Origin of the sequence: Pseudarthrobacter sp. J47 (assembly GCF_049810315.1) — a bacterium.
Classification (GTDB): Bacteria; Actinomycetota; Actinomycetes; order Actinomycetales; family Micrococcaceae; genus Arthrobacter.
Genome location: NZ_CP187358.1, coordinates 301,900 through 319,694, shown reverse-complemented (window position 1 = coordinate 319,694; position 17,795 = coordinate 301,900). Strand labels below are relative to the sequence as shown.

General features: G+C 68.0%; 1 protein-coding gene (running past one end of the window). It reads right to left on the bottom strand.

Annotated elements, in window-relative coordinates; genetic code table 11:
- Nucleotides 1-17,795, bottom strand: partial view of a Calx-beta domain-containing protein gene (locus ACPJW8_RS01440; protein WP_425256393.1) — the 5' portion only. Its footprint begins 11,344 nt before the window's first position; only the first 17,795 of its 29,139 coding nucleotides appear in the window; its start codon is at nt 17,793-17,795; its stop codon lies off the left edge, out of view.

Sequence of the window (17,795 nt, the reverse complement as noted above, 5' to 3'; positions counted from 1 at the left end):
GGGAGGCCGATGCCGCCGGTGCCGGAAACGCTGCCGGCCTGGCCCAGGCCGTTGTCGCCGGCAACCAGCGTGATGTTCCGGCCGGTGACGTCCACCCCGGTGAGGGAGCCCGTGACGTCCAGGTCGTAGGGGTCCACCAGGGTGCTGTCGTCGTCGGTGTCGATCACGCCGTTGTGGAGTTCGGCGTCGATGATCCGGCGCGGCGAGCGCAGCGTGACGTCGGCGGAGAGTGCTGTGGATCCTGCGGTGCAGGCCTTGGGTGTGGTGCCGGTGCAAAGGCCTGTTGCGTGGATATGGCCTACCCGCAGATCGCCCTTGGCGGACTGTTCGGTGACGTTGATGTTGCCGTTGGTCAGGACGTCGATCTTGCCGGAGTTGTCCACCGTGCCGTGCGAGGCGCCGGTCTCCGCGTCGGTCCAGGCGCCGTCCGCGTCGGTGAAGGCGGTGACGTTGACCTCGGCGGCGGAGGAGGTGTGGAAGATGCCGATGTTGTGGCCGGCCCTGATGTCCGCGAACGTCACCGTGGAGCGCTGGGCCGCGAGTCCGGTGCCGAAGGCCACCGCCACGATGCTGCCGCCCACAATCACGGGGACGTCGGCGCAGCCGGCGGCGTCGGGCCGGAAGTAGCAGGTGGTGTTGACCGATTCGGCCGGGCTGCCGCTTCCGTAGCCGGCGGGCAGGCCGTTGGGTACGTAGACGTTGACGACGACGTCGCCCACAGCCGGCGGCGCGATCCGTTCGGCGCTGTCCCGCAGGATCACTATCGCATCGTGGCCCGCCTTGATGGAGGCGATCACCGGCAGGTAGGCGGCGCCACTGGCGGTCAGCGAACTGGCCCGGACCGCCCTGAGGTCCAGGTAGGCGTCCTGGCCGGCTTCGGCGTCGAAATGGATCAGTTTGAGCGTTGCGGCCACGCCGGGGGTGCCGGTGTGGAAGATTTCAAAGAGGACGACGGCGATCGGGTCCGGGATGGTGCCCAGGGAACCGGACTCAGCGTCCAGGGTCATGCGGTTGGTGTAGATGGTCTCGGTTCCGGCGTCGGTGCCACGGAGGATGGAGCCGCGCTGGTTGGTGATGCGGGTGGAGCCGATGTTGTTGACGATGTCGCCGTCATAGGTGATGTCGAAGCCGGTGGTGGGCGTGGCCCGGAGGGATTCAATCACCACGTCGGTGGCCGGGAAGATGTGCTGGAGGTGCCAGCACCAGTAGCTTGCTCCCGTGCCCGGGCAGGCCGGGGGTGCGTTGGCACCGTTGTCCACGGAGACGGAGATGACGGCTTCCGGGGTGCTGGTCAGCTGGCTGTTGACCGTATTGATGGACACGCTTTGCGGATCCGCGGTGCCCTTGATGAAGATCTTCTTCTCGGAGCTGTTGCGGATCAGGACGGAGTTCCAGGTCTCCTGCATGTAGAAGATGCCCTGGTTGCCGTGGATCAGGCTGTTGCAGTCGGCGTCACAGCCGGTCTGGGGTGCGTTGGCGTGGAACAGTGCCGCGGGCAGTTCGTCGTAGATGATCGGGTCGATCCAGATGGTGTCGCCGGAGATCGTGTCGCCGATGTTCAGGGCCGGACCAAACTGGCTTGCACGGACCGTCACGTTGTAGGTCTTGGCCACGATCCTGCCCGTGGCGTCGATGATCAGGACCGGGTTCGGTTCGCCCAGCAGGTAGACCGTGGACTCCCAGGCGATGCGGCGGAGCGGCTCGTACCTGATGTCCGAGCTCGCCGAGCCGACGTCGAAGGCGCCGCCTGAACGGTGTGCGCGGACGTAAAGCTGCTGGTAGGACGTCAGGGCAAACACTGCGAGCTCGGCCGTGCGGATCACGGAGTCGTTGGCCCCGACCACGAGCGAGTCGCCCAGGAACTTCACCTCGGCGTAGGCGTCGGTGTCGCCGCCCAGGCAGCCGCAGTTGGCGTTGGCGTCGGCCTTGAGGTTGAGGTTGGCGTGCTCGGCACGGATCGTGACGGAGTCGCCTTCAGTGAGGGAACCGGTGTGGAGGGTCACCTTCACGATGTCGTTCACGTACACGTAGGCACCTGCGTCGGAGTCGGCGCCGAGTGCGTAGGCATCGGCATCCGAGGCCGCTAGCGCGTACACCGTCTCGTTGATCCGGTCGATCGAACCGTCGGAGAAGTCGACGGACCAGCGGACGCCCGAGCCGGCCGATTCCTGGATGGTGGCCCCCTTAAGCGTGGCGGTGCCGCCGATCACGGTGTCCACGGTGGCGGACTTGTCGCGGCCCACGCCCACGCCCTGGCCGGAGCTGTCGTTCGCGTCGGAATTGGTGCCGAGGCCGCCGGAACCCGAGGAGGCGCGGGCGGTGGCGTTGTACCCGGCCGCCGAGTCGGCGAGGATCGAGCGGTTGGCGGTGAGGTCGCCGTCGACCTGTGTAAGTACCACGTAGCCGATTTCGATATCGACGTCGGTGTCTGCGCCGGCGATCAGGCCGCCGGTCCGGTTGACGGCCTCGCCCTTGGCGTTCGTCATGGCGAACGAGCTGACCTGGATGTCCGTAGCCGAGAAGATCGACGCCGGGTCCTTGACCCAGGTGGTGACGTTGTTGACGGCGTCCACGTTGGCGTTGGAGGCACCGAAGCCGAGGAAGCCGCCGCCCTTGCCGACGGAGGATGCCGAGGCTTTGATGTAGGAGCGTCCGTCCACCAGGACAGCGTTGCCGCGGAGGATGCCGCCCCTGATCTCGACGTCGACGTCGACCTCGACGCTCACGGTGGAGTACACGTCGCTGAACTGGAACACGCCGCCACCGATGCCCGTGGACGTTGCCTCGACCACACCGTTCACCGCGCTTGCACTGGGCGAACCGAATCCGCCGACGCCGAGCATCTGGTGCGGGGACCCGTTGAGCGTGGTGCCGGCTGCGAGGTCGATGTAGAGCTGCTGGGTGCCCGTACCCGCCTGCGTGATGCCGATGCCCTGGTTGCGGAGCACGTGCGTGCCCAGCTTGGTGGAGAGTCCGTTGATGGTGTTGCCGGCGGCGTCGCGGAGCTGGATCTTGTTGTCGTCAGCGTCGTCGATCAGGTGGACGTAGTACATGTTGCCTTCGACGAGGCCGATCGATTCGAAGCCGACCCTGCGCAGCGAGTGGTTTGCGATGATGGCGCGGAAGTAGTTGGCGTTGGTGGAATCGGTGATGGTCGAGATGGCGATGGCCTGGATGTCACCGGCACCGCAGGGCTGGAGGTCCACGCCGGGACCCGGATCCACGTCCTTCATGCCGTTGCCGGTGGCGCACAATGTCGCAGCAAGGCGGATCATGTGGGCGCCGCTGGCAGTAAGCCCGCAACCGAACAGGCAGCTGCCGTCGGGGTCGGCGGTGAGGACGTAGTACGTGGCGCCGTTGACCAATCCGCCGATCGGGAAGTCCGCATCGGCGAACGGATCGCTTTCCGTGTACACAACCGCCTGGCCGTTGCTCCAGCCATGGTTGGGAGCGTAGATCGTGTTCCAGCCGTTGTTGCGGACGATCGCGCCGTCGTCGTTGGTCTCGAGCTGGCCGGAGACCACGTTGATGTCGATCAGCGTGTTCTTGAAGTCCACGGTGGCCGGTGCGTAGTAGACCACACCTTGGCCCTCGGTGAGTCCGGAGTGGCTGCCGACGTTGATGGTGTTGCCGCCGGTCAGGTTGGTGCCGTTCGGGGCGAAGTTCCTGACGATCGTGCCGTCGGCGTCCAGCTGGCTCGTGGAGAGGCGGATCCGGTTAGTGTCCACAACGAAGATGTAATAGGAGGCTCCGCACACGAGTCCGCCGGCCGGCGTCGTGCCCAGCGCGGTGCCGCCCGTGCCGCAGTTGTAGACCACACGGTCTCCGGTGCGGAAGTTGTGGCCGTTGGCGAAGTAGAGGCTGCCCGTATCGAGCTGGACGAGCGCGCCGCTGGCGGCGTCGAACTGCTCGCCCAGGCGGAGCGTGGTGCCATTGACGGAGATGACACCGTACGTGCGGCCGTCTCCCAGTCCGCCGATCGCGAACGGGTTGGTAATGCCGCCGATCCCGATCGCCGGTGCGCTGTACGTGACGATGTCTCCGGTGTCGATGCCGTGCGGTGCGGAGAAGCAGATGGTGTCCGGTCCGCTGCAGTTGATGCCCGTGATGGTGCCGTCCGAGACGGCACCCGGAACGACGCCGTGGAGTGCCGTGATGGACAGGATTCCGCCGGCCTGGACAAATCCACCGGTCACTGTGGAGGCGATATCCGGAGTGTTATGGGACGCTGCGGTGAAGCCTGCCTGGATGTTGATGACACCGCCTGAAACCGCGTCGGCGAAGGAGTCTGCGTCGGTCCTGGACTGTGCCAGGAGGGTCACGTTGCCGGAAGCCGTGACGTTGCCGCCGCCGAAGGTGGCGGTGACATCCGGGTCGGTGTGTGCTTCTGCGGAGGAGGCCTCGACAGCGACGACGCCGAAGCCGAAGCTGGCCACGCTCGCCTTGGTGGCGGAGTCACCGACAGCCCTGACCTCGATCCAGGCTGCGCCGGCGTCGCCTACCGTTCCAAGAGCGGGATCGGTGTGGGTGCCGCCGACGTTGCCGTTGATGGCTGCCCGCGTGATGGAGGTGTCCTTGGCGAAGGGCAGCATCTTGGTGACGGTGATGCCGCCGACGCCGGTGCCGCCGGCCTTCGCCGTCGACCGGTTCTCCGCGTGGGCGTAGACCGTGAGCCCGCCGGTCACGCCGGTGACGTTCCCTGTGAGGGTTGCCGAAGTGTCAGCGCCTGAGGTGACCAGAGCCCTGGCCGTACCGCCGCGGATGGACGCAAGGCCCGTGGCAATCACGTTCGCGGTGGAGTTTGCCATGTTGGTGGCGTCCGCTTCGATGGTGACGGACGACGCCGAGCTGAGGCTTCCGCCGTAGCCTGCGGTAGTGGGTGCGGAGACGTCCGCAACGGGCGCGCTGACTGCGACGCCCGCGAGGAGGCCGCCGGTGACGATGTTGGAGACCGCCTTGGCCTGGTTGTTGCTCGTGGCCTTGAAGGTGACCGGCGCGCCGGCCGCCGAAACGGCTCCGTTGCCGTTGGCGGTGGTGCCGCCGGTGATCTTGGAGTCCGCGGCGCCGATCGCGAGCGCGCCGAGTCCGACCGCCGTCGACAGCGCCTGCGCGTCCGAAGTGTTGGCGGAAGTAGCCAGGACGTCCACCTTGCCGGCCCCGGTGACCGCGCCGTTGAGGGTGGCGCGCGTTTCGTTGGCCACCGTGGCGATCGCGACCATGGCCTTGAGGTCCAGGAGGCCAACCGAGATGGATTCGACGATGCCCTTGGCCAGGTTTCCGGTGCCCAGGGTTTCGGCCTTGATGGTGATGGTGCCCGTGGAGCCGAGGCTTGAACCTGTCTCCGCGATCGCCCGGATGAACGCGCCGGAGGTGATGCGGCCGCTGGCCCAGGCGCCGCTCAGACCGATCAATGCGCCCTGCTTGAGGACGACGTTGGCGTCCGCAGTGTTGGTTGCGCCTGCCCGGATGTCGATCGAGGATGCCCCGGACACGGTTCCCGTGGCCCTGGCGAGAGTGTGGCCGGACAGTTCCGCGAAGACCACCGTGATGCCGATCGAGACGCCGCCGATCGCGACGGCGGGAGCCCTGACGGTCGCTGTGTTGGTGGCCGTGGCAGTCGAGGCGACCGGTCCCGCCGTCGTCACGTTTCCGCCGACCGTGGACTCAAGGTGCCGCGAGGAATTGGCGCGGGAGACCGTCACGCCGACTGCGACGCCGCCCACCGTGATGTTCAGGACCCGGGACGTGACAGCCCGCGTGCCGGCCGCTGTGGCATGGACGCCGTGCGAGCCGACAGTACCGACGGGCGACGCGGAGGCCGAGGCGGTGCCGGAAAGCGATACGAACGCGACGACGCCGCCGATGGCCCCGATGCCGCCGGCCGCGCTCACTGCCAGGGCATCCACCGTGATGTTGTCCGTGACGCTGGCGTCGAAGCCGGTCACCGTGCCGGCGGAGCCGACGGCGATGGCACCGGTGGTTGCCGTGTTGTCGCCGGAGACGTTGATGACGGAGACCGAGACGCCTGCACCCACCGCACCGACTGCGGCCGCGATCGTGAAGGTCTCGAGCGTGCGGGTCGCAGTGCTGCTGACCAGGACGCCGGTGGGGCCGGCTGCCTTGCGGATCTGGGCTCCGGAGTCGATGTGGGCCCGTTGCGTGCCGGAATCGTTGATGACCACCACCTGTCCGGAAACGCCTACCAGGCCTGCACCGCCTGCGAAGCCGATGCCCTTGGAGGTCTCGTGCATGTTGGCGGCAACCGTGACGTCGCCGTTCGCGGTGACGCGCGCTGCAGACCCGATGCCGGCGTCCGTCACGGACTTGATGTTCATGACCAGCACCGAGATGCCTACGCCTACCGCGCCGCCTGCCGCCGCACCTGCGACGCCCAGGATCAGGAGCCTGTCAGCCGCGACCACGCGGACGTTGCCGCCGGCGATGACCGTTGCGTTCAGGGTGGCGGTGGTTCCGCCGGTGGCCGGCATGCCGAGTGCGCGGGTGGTCGGATTCTGAGTGGGTGCGGCGCCGGAGATAGTCGACCCCACTGCACCCAGCTGGCCGATCAGGCGTTCGTTGGTCTTGAGCTCGGCACCGGAGATTTCGCGCCAGTCCAAGGGCGCTGCCGTCGGGTCCGTAGCGCTGGCGGCAACTGCGTGCCGGGCCGCGAACACCCGGCCGCCAAAGGTTACGCGGGCGCCTTCGTCGTAGGAAACCGCGGAGCTCCAGGCCGGGACCGGGGCAGTGGAGGCGGTGGTGCCGGTGAGGGTGTTGTCCTTGTAGCCGCCACTGCCCTGCGCCACGCTGCCGCCCGCCGTCGCGGATCCCAGGGCGCCGCCCTTCTTCCAGTGGGTGCTGTTGCCGTCGCCGTCGTAGGCCTGGCCCACGGGGTTGACGCCGGTGAGGCCGTCGGTGCGTGACGTGTAGTAGTTGCCGTCGCTGCCGCGGACTTCGTCGCCCTTATTGTAGACGGCCGAACCGCTGTAGTCGCCGCGGCCCAGGGCGCTGGTTTCGCCCAGCCACTGCGCCTGGTTGGACTCAGGATTGGCGCCAACCGTGGGGTTGTCCACCTTCGCGGAGTAACGCTTTCCGTTGTAGGTGACCACGTCACCTTGCCGGTAGGCCGTCGAGGCGCTCCATGCCCCGCGGTCGTCGCCGCCGTCGGCCGCGTGGTAGGCGCTGGTGGGGGTGGTGCCGATCGTCCAGACGGAAACCGCGGCAGCAACTCCCACGAACCCGCCGGCCGCGCTCACTGCGAACGTGCTCACATCCTTGCGGGATACCGCGTAAACCTGCACATCGCCGTCGACAGTTACCGTCAGCCCGCCGCCCAATGCTGCCTGGACGGAGGTGTTCACGACGCCGATGTCCACGCCGCCTGCCACACCCACAAAGCCACCCGCGATGCCGCCGGCAATGGTCAGGGAGGTGAAGCGGTCCGTCGCGGAGACGTTGAGTCCGGCACCATCGAGGGTTCCGCCGCCGCCCACGAACGCCTTGACATCCACCGTCAGGAGCGTGACCTGGACGCCACCCGCGACGCCGACGAAACCGCCGCCGATAGCGGGTGCCAGGCCGAAGACGTTCTCGGAGGAATCGGCCCGGACCACCGCGCCGGAGAAGGTCTGCCGGCCGAATCCGCCGGCGCCCACGGTTCCATCGGAAACGCCTGCTACGCCGGCACCCACACCGCTGGCAGTGACGGCACCGTTGCCGCCCAGGTACGACTGGACTTCCTTATCGAGGACCAGGACGCCGACCGCCGCGCCGACGCCCACCAGGCCGCCGGCCATCGCGATGGTCAGCAGGACGGCCTTGGTGTCATCCGTGGCGGAAACCAGCACGTTGTTGCCGGCCCGGAGCGTGGCGCCGTTGCCCAGGCATTCGTAGGCGTCCGCGCCGGTGGGGGTTCCCGTGCAGGCGAAGGTATGGACGTTCAGGACCGTGACGCCGACTGTTCCTGCCACGCCCACCGTTCCGCCGCCCGCGCCTGCGGCCACGGAAACCACCGTGTCCTTGCCCTGCGCGAGGACCTCGATGTTGCCGCGTGCCCTGACGGTGGCGCCGGTGGCGATGTAGGAGTAGGTATCCAGGTTGGCCACCCGGACCGCCACGGGAACGGCGACGCCGGCCGTCCCGCCAATAGCGAGGGCCGCGGCGATGCCGAGCTCGTAGTAGACGTTGACGGCGGCCACCCTGACGGACTGTGCTGCGTCGGCGCCGGTGACGTTGTCTGCGCAGGTGGCGCCGCAGTTGACCTTGGCATTTGCCCCAATGTGCGCCGAGGTGCGGGCAGTGTTCACAGCCACGGAACCTGTAATTGCCACGCCGGCCGTCCCGCCGATTGCGAAGCCGATGCCGTAAGCGCCGATATCGTCAACGTTGGTTGCAGTGACGGCCACGCCACGGAAGCCGGACTGGGTGCCGGTAGTGATGGTGCGCGGGCCGAAGGCGCTCGGGTCACCCGAGGGGGCTGTGCCGGTCTTGGTGAGCGAGTGGGCGCGGCCCAGGCTGGCCAGGTTGATGCCGGTGATGTCCAGGTCCACGATTTGGGAGCCGGCCTCGGTGCTCTTCTTGGTGCGCAGCTTGAACGTGGTGCCGGAGAGGTCGGAGATGAAGTACGTGCCGCCGTCGATCAGCCCGGTGATTGGGGTGCCGCCGCCGGCTGTGTACACCACGGCGTCGTCATTGGCGAGCGTGCCCATGTCGTAAGTGATGGTGTCTGCGGCTGAGTTGACGGCGGTGGCCGGGTTGAAGCGCGGTGTGGTGTCCGCGGTGACGTTGGCTTCGTCCGCCCGGTAGAAGCGCTGGTTCTGGCTGGTGCCGGCGCTGGTGATGTCCACCGCGCCGCCACCCTTGGTGAGCGAGACCTGGAAGGTGTTGGCGGTGGCGCCCACGATGTAGTACGCCTGCTCACGGTGGGTGAGGCCGCTGGCGCCGCAGCTCGCCACAGGGGTGCAGCCGGCGTCGTAGTACACAACGTCGCCGTTGCTGAAGCCGTGGTTGGCCAGCGTGATGGTGTTGCCGGCGGTGTTGACGTCCGACGGCGAGAACCGCATGTCGCGGGTGGTGACGGTGCTGCCGCCGGTGGCTACGGTGAGCGGCGAGCCGCCCTTGGCGGCCACCACTGCCCAGTTGCCGATCCACGCGTGGGTTTCCTTGGTGGTGACCGGGACTGCCACGGAGGCGCCAACCCCGGCGGTGCCGCCAACGGAGATGTTGCCGCCGATCACGTCCAGGTCCAGGGTTTCACTGGCCGCCACGCGGACGGAACCGTCGACGGCGACTGTCGCAGCGTCGAGCGCCCCCGTTCCGTCCGCGATGAACGCCTTGGTGGTGATGGTCAGGGCGGAGACTGCGGCATTGACGTTGACCGCCGCGGTTCCGGCGAAGCCGCCGCCCACGGAGATTGAGGTGATGTCCTCGGAGGACACTGCGTCCACCGTGAGGTTTCCGGTTCCCACCACGTCCGCCGTCTTTGCCAGCCAGGCCTGGGTGTCCTTGGTGAGGACCTCGACGTCGACGCCGGCACCTACGCCTGCCGTGCCGCCGATCGTGAGCTGGCCGGCCAGCGAGAGGATGTTCGTGGTGTCCTGCGCGAAGACTGCAACATGGGTGGTGGGTGCGCTGGTGGCGCCGTCCAGGTGGGCCTTGGTGGAGTGGTTGATGACGTCAACCACCACGGATCCGGCCACGCCGGCGGAGTTGCCGCCCGCGCCGGCCACGGCGATCAGGGTGAAGTCCACCGACTGCGTGGCGGAGATGAGGAGGCCGGCGCCGCCAGCCCGGATGTCCGCACCGTTGAGGACGCGTGCTTCGACGTTGGAGCCGCGGACGTTGATGACGGCGGCTGCACCCACACCGGCCGAGCCGCCACCCACGGCGAGGTTGCCGGAGGAGTAGGCGCCGCTTGCGGTCCTGTTGGCCTTGACCGTCACTGCACCCAGTGCGTGGACGTTGCTGTTGCCGATGCCTGCCAGCACCATGGGGCTGCTGCCGCCCTGGTTGACTACAACTACCAGCACTGAACCGGAGACGCCTGCGGAGTTGAGGGACACCGCGCCCGCCACTGCCAGCAGGAACCAGTCCTCCACAGCCTTGGCTTCCACGGTCACGGAGCCACCCGCCCGGACGTCGGCGGAGTCGCCGATCCAGGCGCGGACGTTCGAGTTGGCGATGACCACCACTACTGTCAGGCCCACGCCTGCGGAGCTTTGGCTCAGTGCCAGCGCACCGCCCACATCCACCACGCGGATGGTGTCCGTGGCCCGGACCGTGACGGTCTGGCCCGCTCCCCCAACAGCGCCGGACTGGTTCACGTTGGCGCCGTTGGCAATCCAGGCGCGGGTGTCCAGGTTCAGGATTTCGACGACGAACCCGCCGGTGACCGCTGCCCCGCCGGAGCTCGCGCCGCCGGCAATGGCCACGCTGTTGAGTTTGAGCCAGTCCACCTTGCCCTTGAGGGGTGCGGGGAGGTCCGGCCGGATCGGGTTGATGCTGGTGCGTGCGGTGACCGAGGTGGCGCCGGAGGCGTCGGTGCTGGTCGGGTTGAGGACCGTGGAGTCGATCCAGGCGGTGGTGTCGATTTCCACGAAGTTGACGGAGAACGCGCCGCCCACTGCTGCGCCGTCGCCGGTGGACAGGGCGCCCACAATGGCGAGGTTCTGGAAGCGGACCGGGCTGTAGGCGCCTACCGTGATGCCGCCGGCCGGGGCGTTGAGGTCGGCTCCGGCGCCTACCCAGGCGTTGGAGCTGATGAGCAGGATCTGGACGGCTGCGCTGCCGGCCACCGAGGTGCTCTTGCCGCCGGCGGCCGCAAAGGACCAGACGATGAAGTCGTTGTAGCTGGCCGGCGGAGTGCCTGCGGGGACCGGGTTGAACGGGTCGTCGTCACCGTCGGGTACGGGCACCGTGGCTTCAACTGTGATGCCGGTCTGGCCGGTGACGTGCGCGCCGCCGCCGATCGAGGCCTGGTTGGTGAGGTCCTGGACGTTCAGGCCGATCGTCGCTGCCACCCGGGTGCCGGAGCTGTCCAGGTCAATCGCGGAGCCCAGGCCGAACGCGTTGGCCCTGGCCAGCAGGGTGGAGCGGACGGTGACGGCACCGGTGGTGGCGGTGACCGTCCGGTTGGCCCCGATGCGTGCGGTGGACGTGGCCACCACCCAGTTCACGGCCAGCGCCGCGGCTACCCCGGTGCTGCTGCTTGAGGAACCGGACTGGCCGCTTTGCTGGGTGTTCGCCCCGTTGGCGCCGTTGGTTCCATTGGTGCCGCCGGAGGAGCTCGGCATGCCGGCGGTTGAGGTCTTGGTGCCCTGGGTGTTCGGGTTGTTGGAGCCGTTGACCTCGCTGTTGGCCTTGGAGTCGCCGCTCGAATCGCTCTCCTCTGAACCATTCGCGCTGGCGACTGACCGTGCCTCGCTGGACACTGCCGAGGTAGCCAGGACGTCCACGGAACCACCGGTGACGTTGCGGTCGATCTCCGCCAGCGTGTTCCAGCCGACCACCGCGTTGATGGCCAGGTCGATGCCCACCGAGGTGTCCTTGCCGGCGGCCTTCGCGTTGCCTTCGGTGTAGATCCGGCTGGTGTGCGTGGCCAGGACCTTGACGGCACCGGACGCGGTGAGCGCCGAGCCGGTGCCAAGCCGGGCGGTGACCTTTTCGTCAACGCTGATCAGCAGGGCCACCACCGGGGTGACGGCCGTGCCGCCCGCGGTGCCGCCCTCCGCCGTCGTGATCATCTCGCGGAAGCCCAGTGCCTCAACGGTGACGTTGTTGCCGCCGCTGAGCGTTGCCCCGTTTTCCGCTTCGGCGCGGACCGTTGAGGGGGTGAGGACCTGGAGGGCAACGGAGGCGCCGACGCCGGTGGCACTGCCCACCTCTGCCTTGCCGCTCGCCTTGGCGTAGTCGTACTCGTTGTTCAGGGCGGTGATGGTGACGTCCGCGCTGGTGAGCGTAGCGGAGGCGCCCGCCTGCAGTAGCGCTTCGGTGACGTTGGTGACGATGTTCAGGGCCAGGGCGCCCGCGATCCCTACGTCGCTTGCCTTGCTGGCGCCTGCGCGCGCGGTGGCGGAGATCTCGTGTTCCCAAAGCCTGAACAGCTGGTCCGTGGTGGGGGCGTTCGGGAAGCGCTCGCCGTCGGTCAGGGTGGCCGATTGCAGGATCCACTGCTGGGAGCCGTTGCGCTTGTAGAAGCCGGGCGCGTTGGTGCCGTCCTGCTTGGTCAGCTGGAACCAGTCGTGTTCCTTGACCTCGTTCTTGGGCAGCTCCACCTTCTGGCCGTACGTGTCTGCGGTGACGAACTTCCAGGTGGTGCCGTCGTACTTGTAGACGCTGTTGCGCGGGTTGCCTTCGTGGGCGGTGGTGAGGAGGAAGTAGTCCCCGCTGGCCGGTGAGCCCGGGAGTGCGGCGCCGCTGGTGATGGTGACGTCCGTGTCCATGGTCCATTCGGAGCCGTTGAACTTGTAGATGCCGTCGTTGCCGTCCGTGCCGCCGTTGGTCTTGACGTAGGCGAGGTCGTCCTTGGACGGGCCGGGCAGTTCGGCGCCGGTGGGGACGGACACCCATTCGGTGCCGGTCCAGCGCCGCACCACGTCATTGGTGTCGCCGCCGGTCATGCCCGCGGTGAGGACCAGCCCTGTGCCGGTGATGGTTGCGGTGCCGGTGACGGCCCGGTTGACGATGTCCACGGCGTTCACTGCAACGCCGGCGCCGATGCCCACGCTGGCGTCGGCAGCGCTGTCGCCCTTGGCGCTGGCCAGGACGTCCGTGTTGGCCAGGCTCTTGAGGGTGACCACCCCGCCGGAGCTGATCACCACGCCGTTCGCGAACCATGCCCGGGAGAGCGAGTCCACCACGTTGATGGCGATCGCACCTGCGATCGAGAGGGACGCGCCGCCGTTTTCGTTGCTGGCGGCCTTCGGCGTGGAGCTCTTGCTGGTGGTCTTGCCGGTCTCCGTGGACTGGGTGGTCTTGGCCTGGCTCAGGTTGGCGTCGGCCTTCTGGTTGACGTCCTTGCCTCCGCCGCCGCTGCCCTCGGACTTGGACGCGCCCTTGGCGGCAGCTTCCGCCGTCGTAATGGTCTCTGAGGTGCCGGTGGCCTTGAAGCTGACGGCCCCGCCGGCGGTGATGCTGCGGGCACTGCCTGAATCGACGGCGTTGTCGATGATGGCCAGTGCCAGGGAGACGCCGATGCCTGCCGTGCTGCCCACCTTGGTGTCGCCCTTGGCGGTGGTGGTGGCTTTGGCCTTTTGCGTGGCCTGGGCGTCCACGGCGCCCGTTGCGGTGAGTGCCGTGGCACTCGCTCCGAGTGAGGCACTGGTAAGAATGGTGGCGATGCTGATCGCTACTGCCGGGGTGATGCTGACGCTGCCGCCCGCTGATCCGCTTTCGGCAGAAGTGGTCAGGGTGTTCGCGGTTGTGGCCTTGAGGGTTACTGTGCCGGCTCCGGTCAGTGGGGGTCCGCGCGTCGGGTCTCCCACCTGGTCGATTCCTGCGTAGACGGTGTCGTTGACGAGGTTCAGGGAGAGTCCCGCGCCGATGCCCACGGTTCCGGTGCCGGACTGGCTGGCCTTTGCCTTGGCGTTCGACGTCGACTTCGAGTTCGCGGTCATGCCCACCGCACCTGCGCCGAGGATCGCGACACCCGGGGTTGGCGTGTCTGCCGGGTCCAGCGGGACGGGGTTGGGATCGGCGTGGATGGTGGCCAGGGTGACCAGGTCCACGATGTTCAGGGCGAAGGCGCCGGCCACTCCCAGGTTGCCGCTGCTGCCGGAGGCCCCGGCCTTGGCGTCTGCCTCGAACGCGTGGGTGGTGTCGTCGGGTTCGGTGCCTTCGTCGTCGCCGTCCGGGCCGATCGCCCGCATGTCAGCGGTCAGGTTCAGGCCGCCCGCGGTAAGTGAGGTTCCGACGCCGATTCCGGCCTCGTTGCGCAGGATCACCTTGTTGATGGCCAGGCCTGCGCCGATTGTCACCGAGCTGCCGTTGCTGGCCGAGCCGTCGGCGACGGCCTTGGCGTCGGTGTTGTTCAGCGTCCTGAACGTGGCGATTCCGGCTGCGATGACCACAATTGGCGGCTGGCCTGCGGCTGCCACGGCGAGTGCCGTCGTCGTGCTGGTCACCAGGTTGAGGGCAATCGCTGCGGCGACCGAGACGGTGGTGCCGTCCTCGTTCTTCGCGGCGGGGGTGCTGGTGCCGTTGGTGTTGGTCTTGGTGGACTTGCTGGTGGCGAAGCCGAGCTGCTGGTCCGACTTTTCCTTGGTGTCCTTGCCGGAGGAGTCCTTGCCGCCCGCGCTGGTGCCGCCCTTGGCTCCGGCGGAGCTGGCAGTGGCCGTGGTGGCGGTGGTGGACGTGCCCAGCGCTTCCATGGTGATGGCTCCACCGGAGGTGGTGTTGCGGTAGAGCGAGGAGTCCACCAGGTGTTCGGCGGAGGTGAGTGCGAAGGAAACCGCTGCTGCGAGCGTGGCTCCTGCTCCCGCCGTCGTGGATCCCAGTGCCTTGGTGTCAACGGTTGCGGTCTGGTCTGCCTTGCCGGTGATGTCCCCGGCGGTGGTGAGCGCGTTGCCGTTGCGGATGGAGGCTGAGGTGCTGACGTTGGAGATGGTGATGCCCACGACGCCGGTGATCACCGCTGTGCTCCCGCCGGCCGCGCCGCCGGTTGCTTCGGTGGTGGTGGCGTCAGTGGTGGTGGCATTCATGGCCAGCTTGTTCGCGGCGGTCAGGATCCCGTTCACTGCCAGGCCGGCCTCAACGATGGTGTCGATCACGCTGATGGCCACAGAAGCACCGATGCCTACTGCGCCCGTTCCGTCCTGCTTGGCCGTTGCCTTGGCTTTGTTCTCGTGGTTGTTCCGGGCCGTCTGGGTGAGGTTGGCGCCGTTGATGTTGGCGCCGGCTCCGCGGACGTTCGCGAGGGTGGTGGCGCGGATGACGTTCAGGGCCAGGCTGCCGGCCACTCCCACGTTGGCACTGCCGCCGGCACCCGAGGTGGACGTGGCGTTGAAGGCGTTCTTGCCGTCCGCCGGGCCGAAGGCTTCCAAAATCACGCCGCCCGCGTTCAGGATGGCGCCGCCGGCCAGGTAGGCCTCGGTGAGGAGCGTGATGAGGTTGATGCCCACTGCGACGCCCACGCCCAGTCCACTGCCGGACGTGGTGCTGCCGTCCGAGGTGGCCGTCGCGTTGTTCTTGGAGGCGGCGTGGATGGTCTGGGTTCCGGTGGTGTTGACGCGGGAGCCGTTGATGTAGGCGCCGGTGGTGCTGTTGAGGATGTTCACCGACAGGGCACCCGCGACGCCGATGTTGCCGTCCGAGGTCTTCGCCTGGTCCTTGCCGCGGTCCGCCGAGTTGGGGTCCTTGTCATTCTGCGTGGAGCCGTCGGGCGCTGCCTTGGAGGTGGTGCTGCCGGTGGCTTCGGAGTCCGCGGTGATGGCCAGCTTGGCGGCGCTGGTGGGGGTGGTGCTGGTGGAGTCGATGAACGCGCTGGTGGCCTGGTTGATGTTCGCCACCGCGATGCCTGCTCCGGAGTTTGCTCCGCTGGCGTCTCCGGTGGCCGTCAGCGTTGCCTTGTTCACGGCGGCCAGTCCCAGATCCCCGGTGACCACCAGGTGGGCGGTGCCGGTGACCTTGGTGATGGACTTCGCGGTGACCGTCAGGATGGCTACCGAGGCGTCGAAGCTGCTGGCCCCGGACGAATCGGCATCCCCTTCATCCTTGCCGGCAGCACCCGGGGTTGCTCCGGCGTCGACGGTTGACGTGGACGTCATGGTGACGTTGCCGCCGCCGGTGACCACCGCGCTGCCGCCCACCGTCACCGAGGCGTCGGAGGAGATGATGGCCAGGTCACCGTAGTCCTTGTTCAGCACCACCGGGCCAACGGTTGAGGTTGCGGCCATCACGACGGCGCCCGTTGCGTTCAGCTGCGAATTCCCGCCTACCGTGACGGCTGCCTTGGAATCGACGTTGACGGCGTAGGCGCTGAAGTGGGTGGCGTCCGGGACCACCGTGGAGGTGGCCGTGAGGTTGAGATTGTTCGCGGAGATGTTGCCGCCGTTGACGTTCACTGCCGCGTTGGTGCAGTGCGTTGCCAGGCTCAGCAGGCAGCCCAGGGCCGGCCCGCCGGTCACGGAGTCCGCAGCTTCCAGGGTGACGTCGCCGGTGGTGGTGATGTTGGCGTCGTCCGCTACCTCGATCAGTTCCATCTGGATCAGGAGCCACGCGGCCATCAGGGCGATGGTGCCGGAAAGGGTGATCTTGTCCTTGCCGGCGCCACCGCGGATGGTCAGCGAGACGGTGGGTGCCGCGAAGGCCACTGTCTCGAACGTGGCACCGCTCAGTTCCAGGAGGCCGCCGCCGTTCAGGCTCAAGGTGGCAGTATCGTCCCCTCCGGTCAGCTCGTAGACGGCGTTGGCCGCGTCCCCGGCAACGATCGGTTCGATGTTCAGGTAATGCACCACCGTGGAATCCAGATAGAGCGTGCCGGAATGCGGGTCCACGGCCACCGATCGGCTGCTGGCCGTGTTGCCCAGCGTGGCCAGGGTATCGAAGCCCGCGGCGCCGTCGAACGTGACGGTGATGGCCGGGTTGGCCGCGCCGCGGTCGATCGCGAACGTGTCATCGCCCGCGGTGCCCGTGACCGTGATGGCGGTGATGCCGCCCAGGCTCCGCGTCTCGCCGCCGAACGTCACGGTGCCGTCCGCGTTGAACACCAGGGTGGCCGAGGTTCCGGTCATCCGGACGTTCCACGGGCCGGGGGCTGCGGCGGTGGTTGCGGCAGCTTCCGGCGATTCGGTTGCTGAAGTTGTTGCCGCCGCATCCGTGGAAGGCCCGACGGCGGGAGCTTCCGTGGCGGAGGCATCTTCCGTGGCCGTTGAGGTGCTGGAGGTTGCGGTTGTGTTGGCAGCTGGAGCATCTGCAGCCGGAACTTCCGCTGCCGGATCCTCCGTCGCGGGAACTTCCGCCGCTGGTGTCTCGGTGGCGGCGGGGGCAGCAGGTGCGGGAGCCTCAACTGGGGCTTCGACGACGGGTGCCGGTTCGACCACAGGCGCGGGCTCCACCACAGGGGCGGGCTCCACCACGGCTGCCTCCACGACGGGCGCGGGCTCGGCCATCACTGCGGCCTCAACCACCGGCTCCACCACAACGGGCTCCACCACAACGGGCTCCACCACAACGGGCTCGACCACAACGGGTTCGACAACAACGGGTTCGACAACAACGGGTTCGACCACAACGGGCGCCGGGTACATCCGGTCCTGGGTGTTGTAGCGGCGCTCCCCCGGGCTGAGCGTTCGGGTCATCAGATCCGCGCCGCCCTCGAGGTCCCCGAAGCCGGCGATGTGGCCGTACTCGTGGGCGAGGACCGTGAAGAGATCCATGGCGCCGGCTGCCGTTCCACCTACGGACCAGCCCCAGCCGGCCGCTGTGGGATCCACTGCGATGCTGTTGCCGTACGTGATGGCCAGTGCGTTACCGGGGAGGTCCTGGACGAAGAGTGCTGCTCCGCCAACGGGCCAGCCCGGCCATTGCGCAGCAGCCGCTCCGGCCACTTGGCCAAGCTCGGCGCCGCTGATGGTGATGCCGTTTTGGGCGCTGGCCGTGTAGGCAGCATCCTGGTGTTCGCCGTCGAAAAGCACGGACGGAAGCCCGGGCAATTGGATGGGAAGGACCTCCGTCACTGGAATGGGACGGGGCTCAAAAGCGGTAATTGCAAGCGCCGGATTTACCGTGGGAAGGTTGAACGCGAGGACCATGCACAGAGCCACTGCAACGGACACAACCCGTTGCAGTGCAAGCTGAAGCAC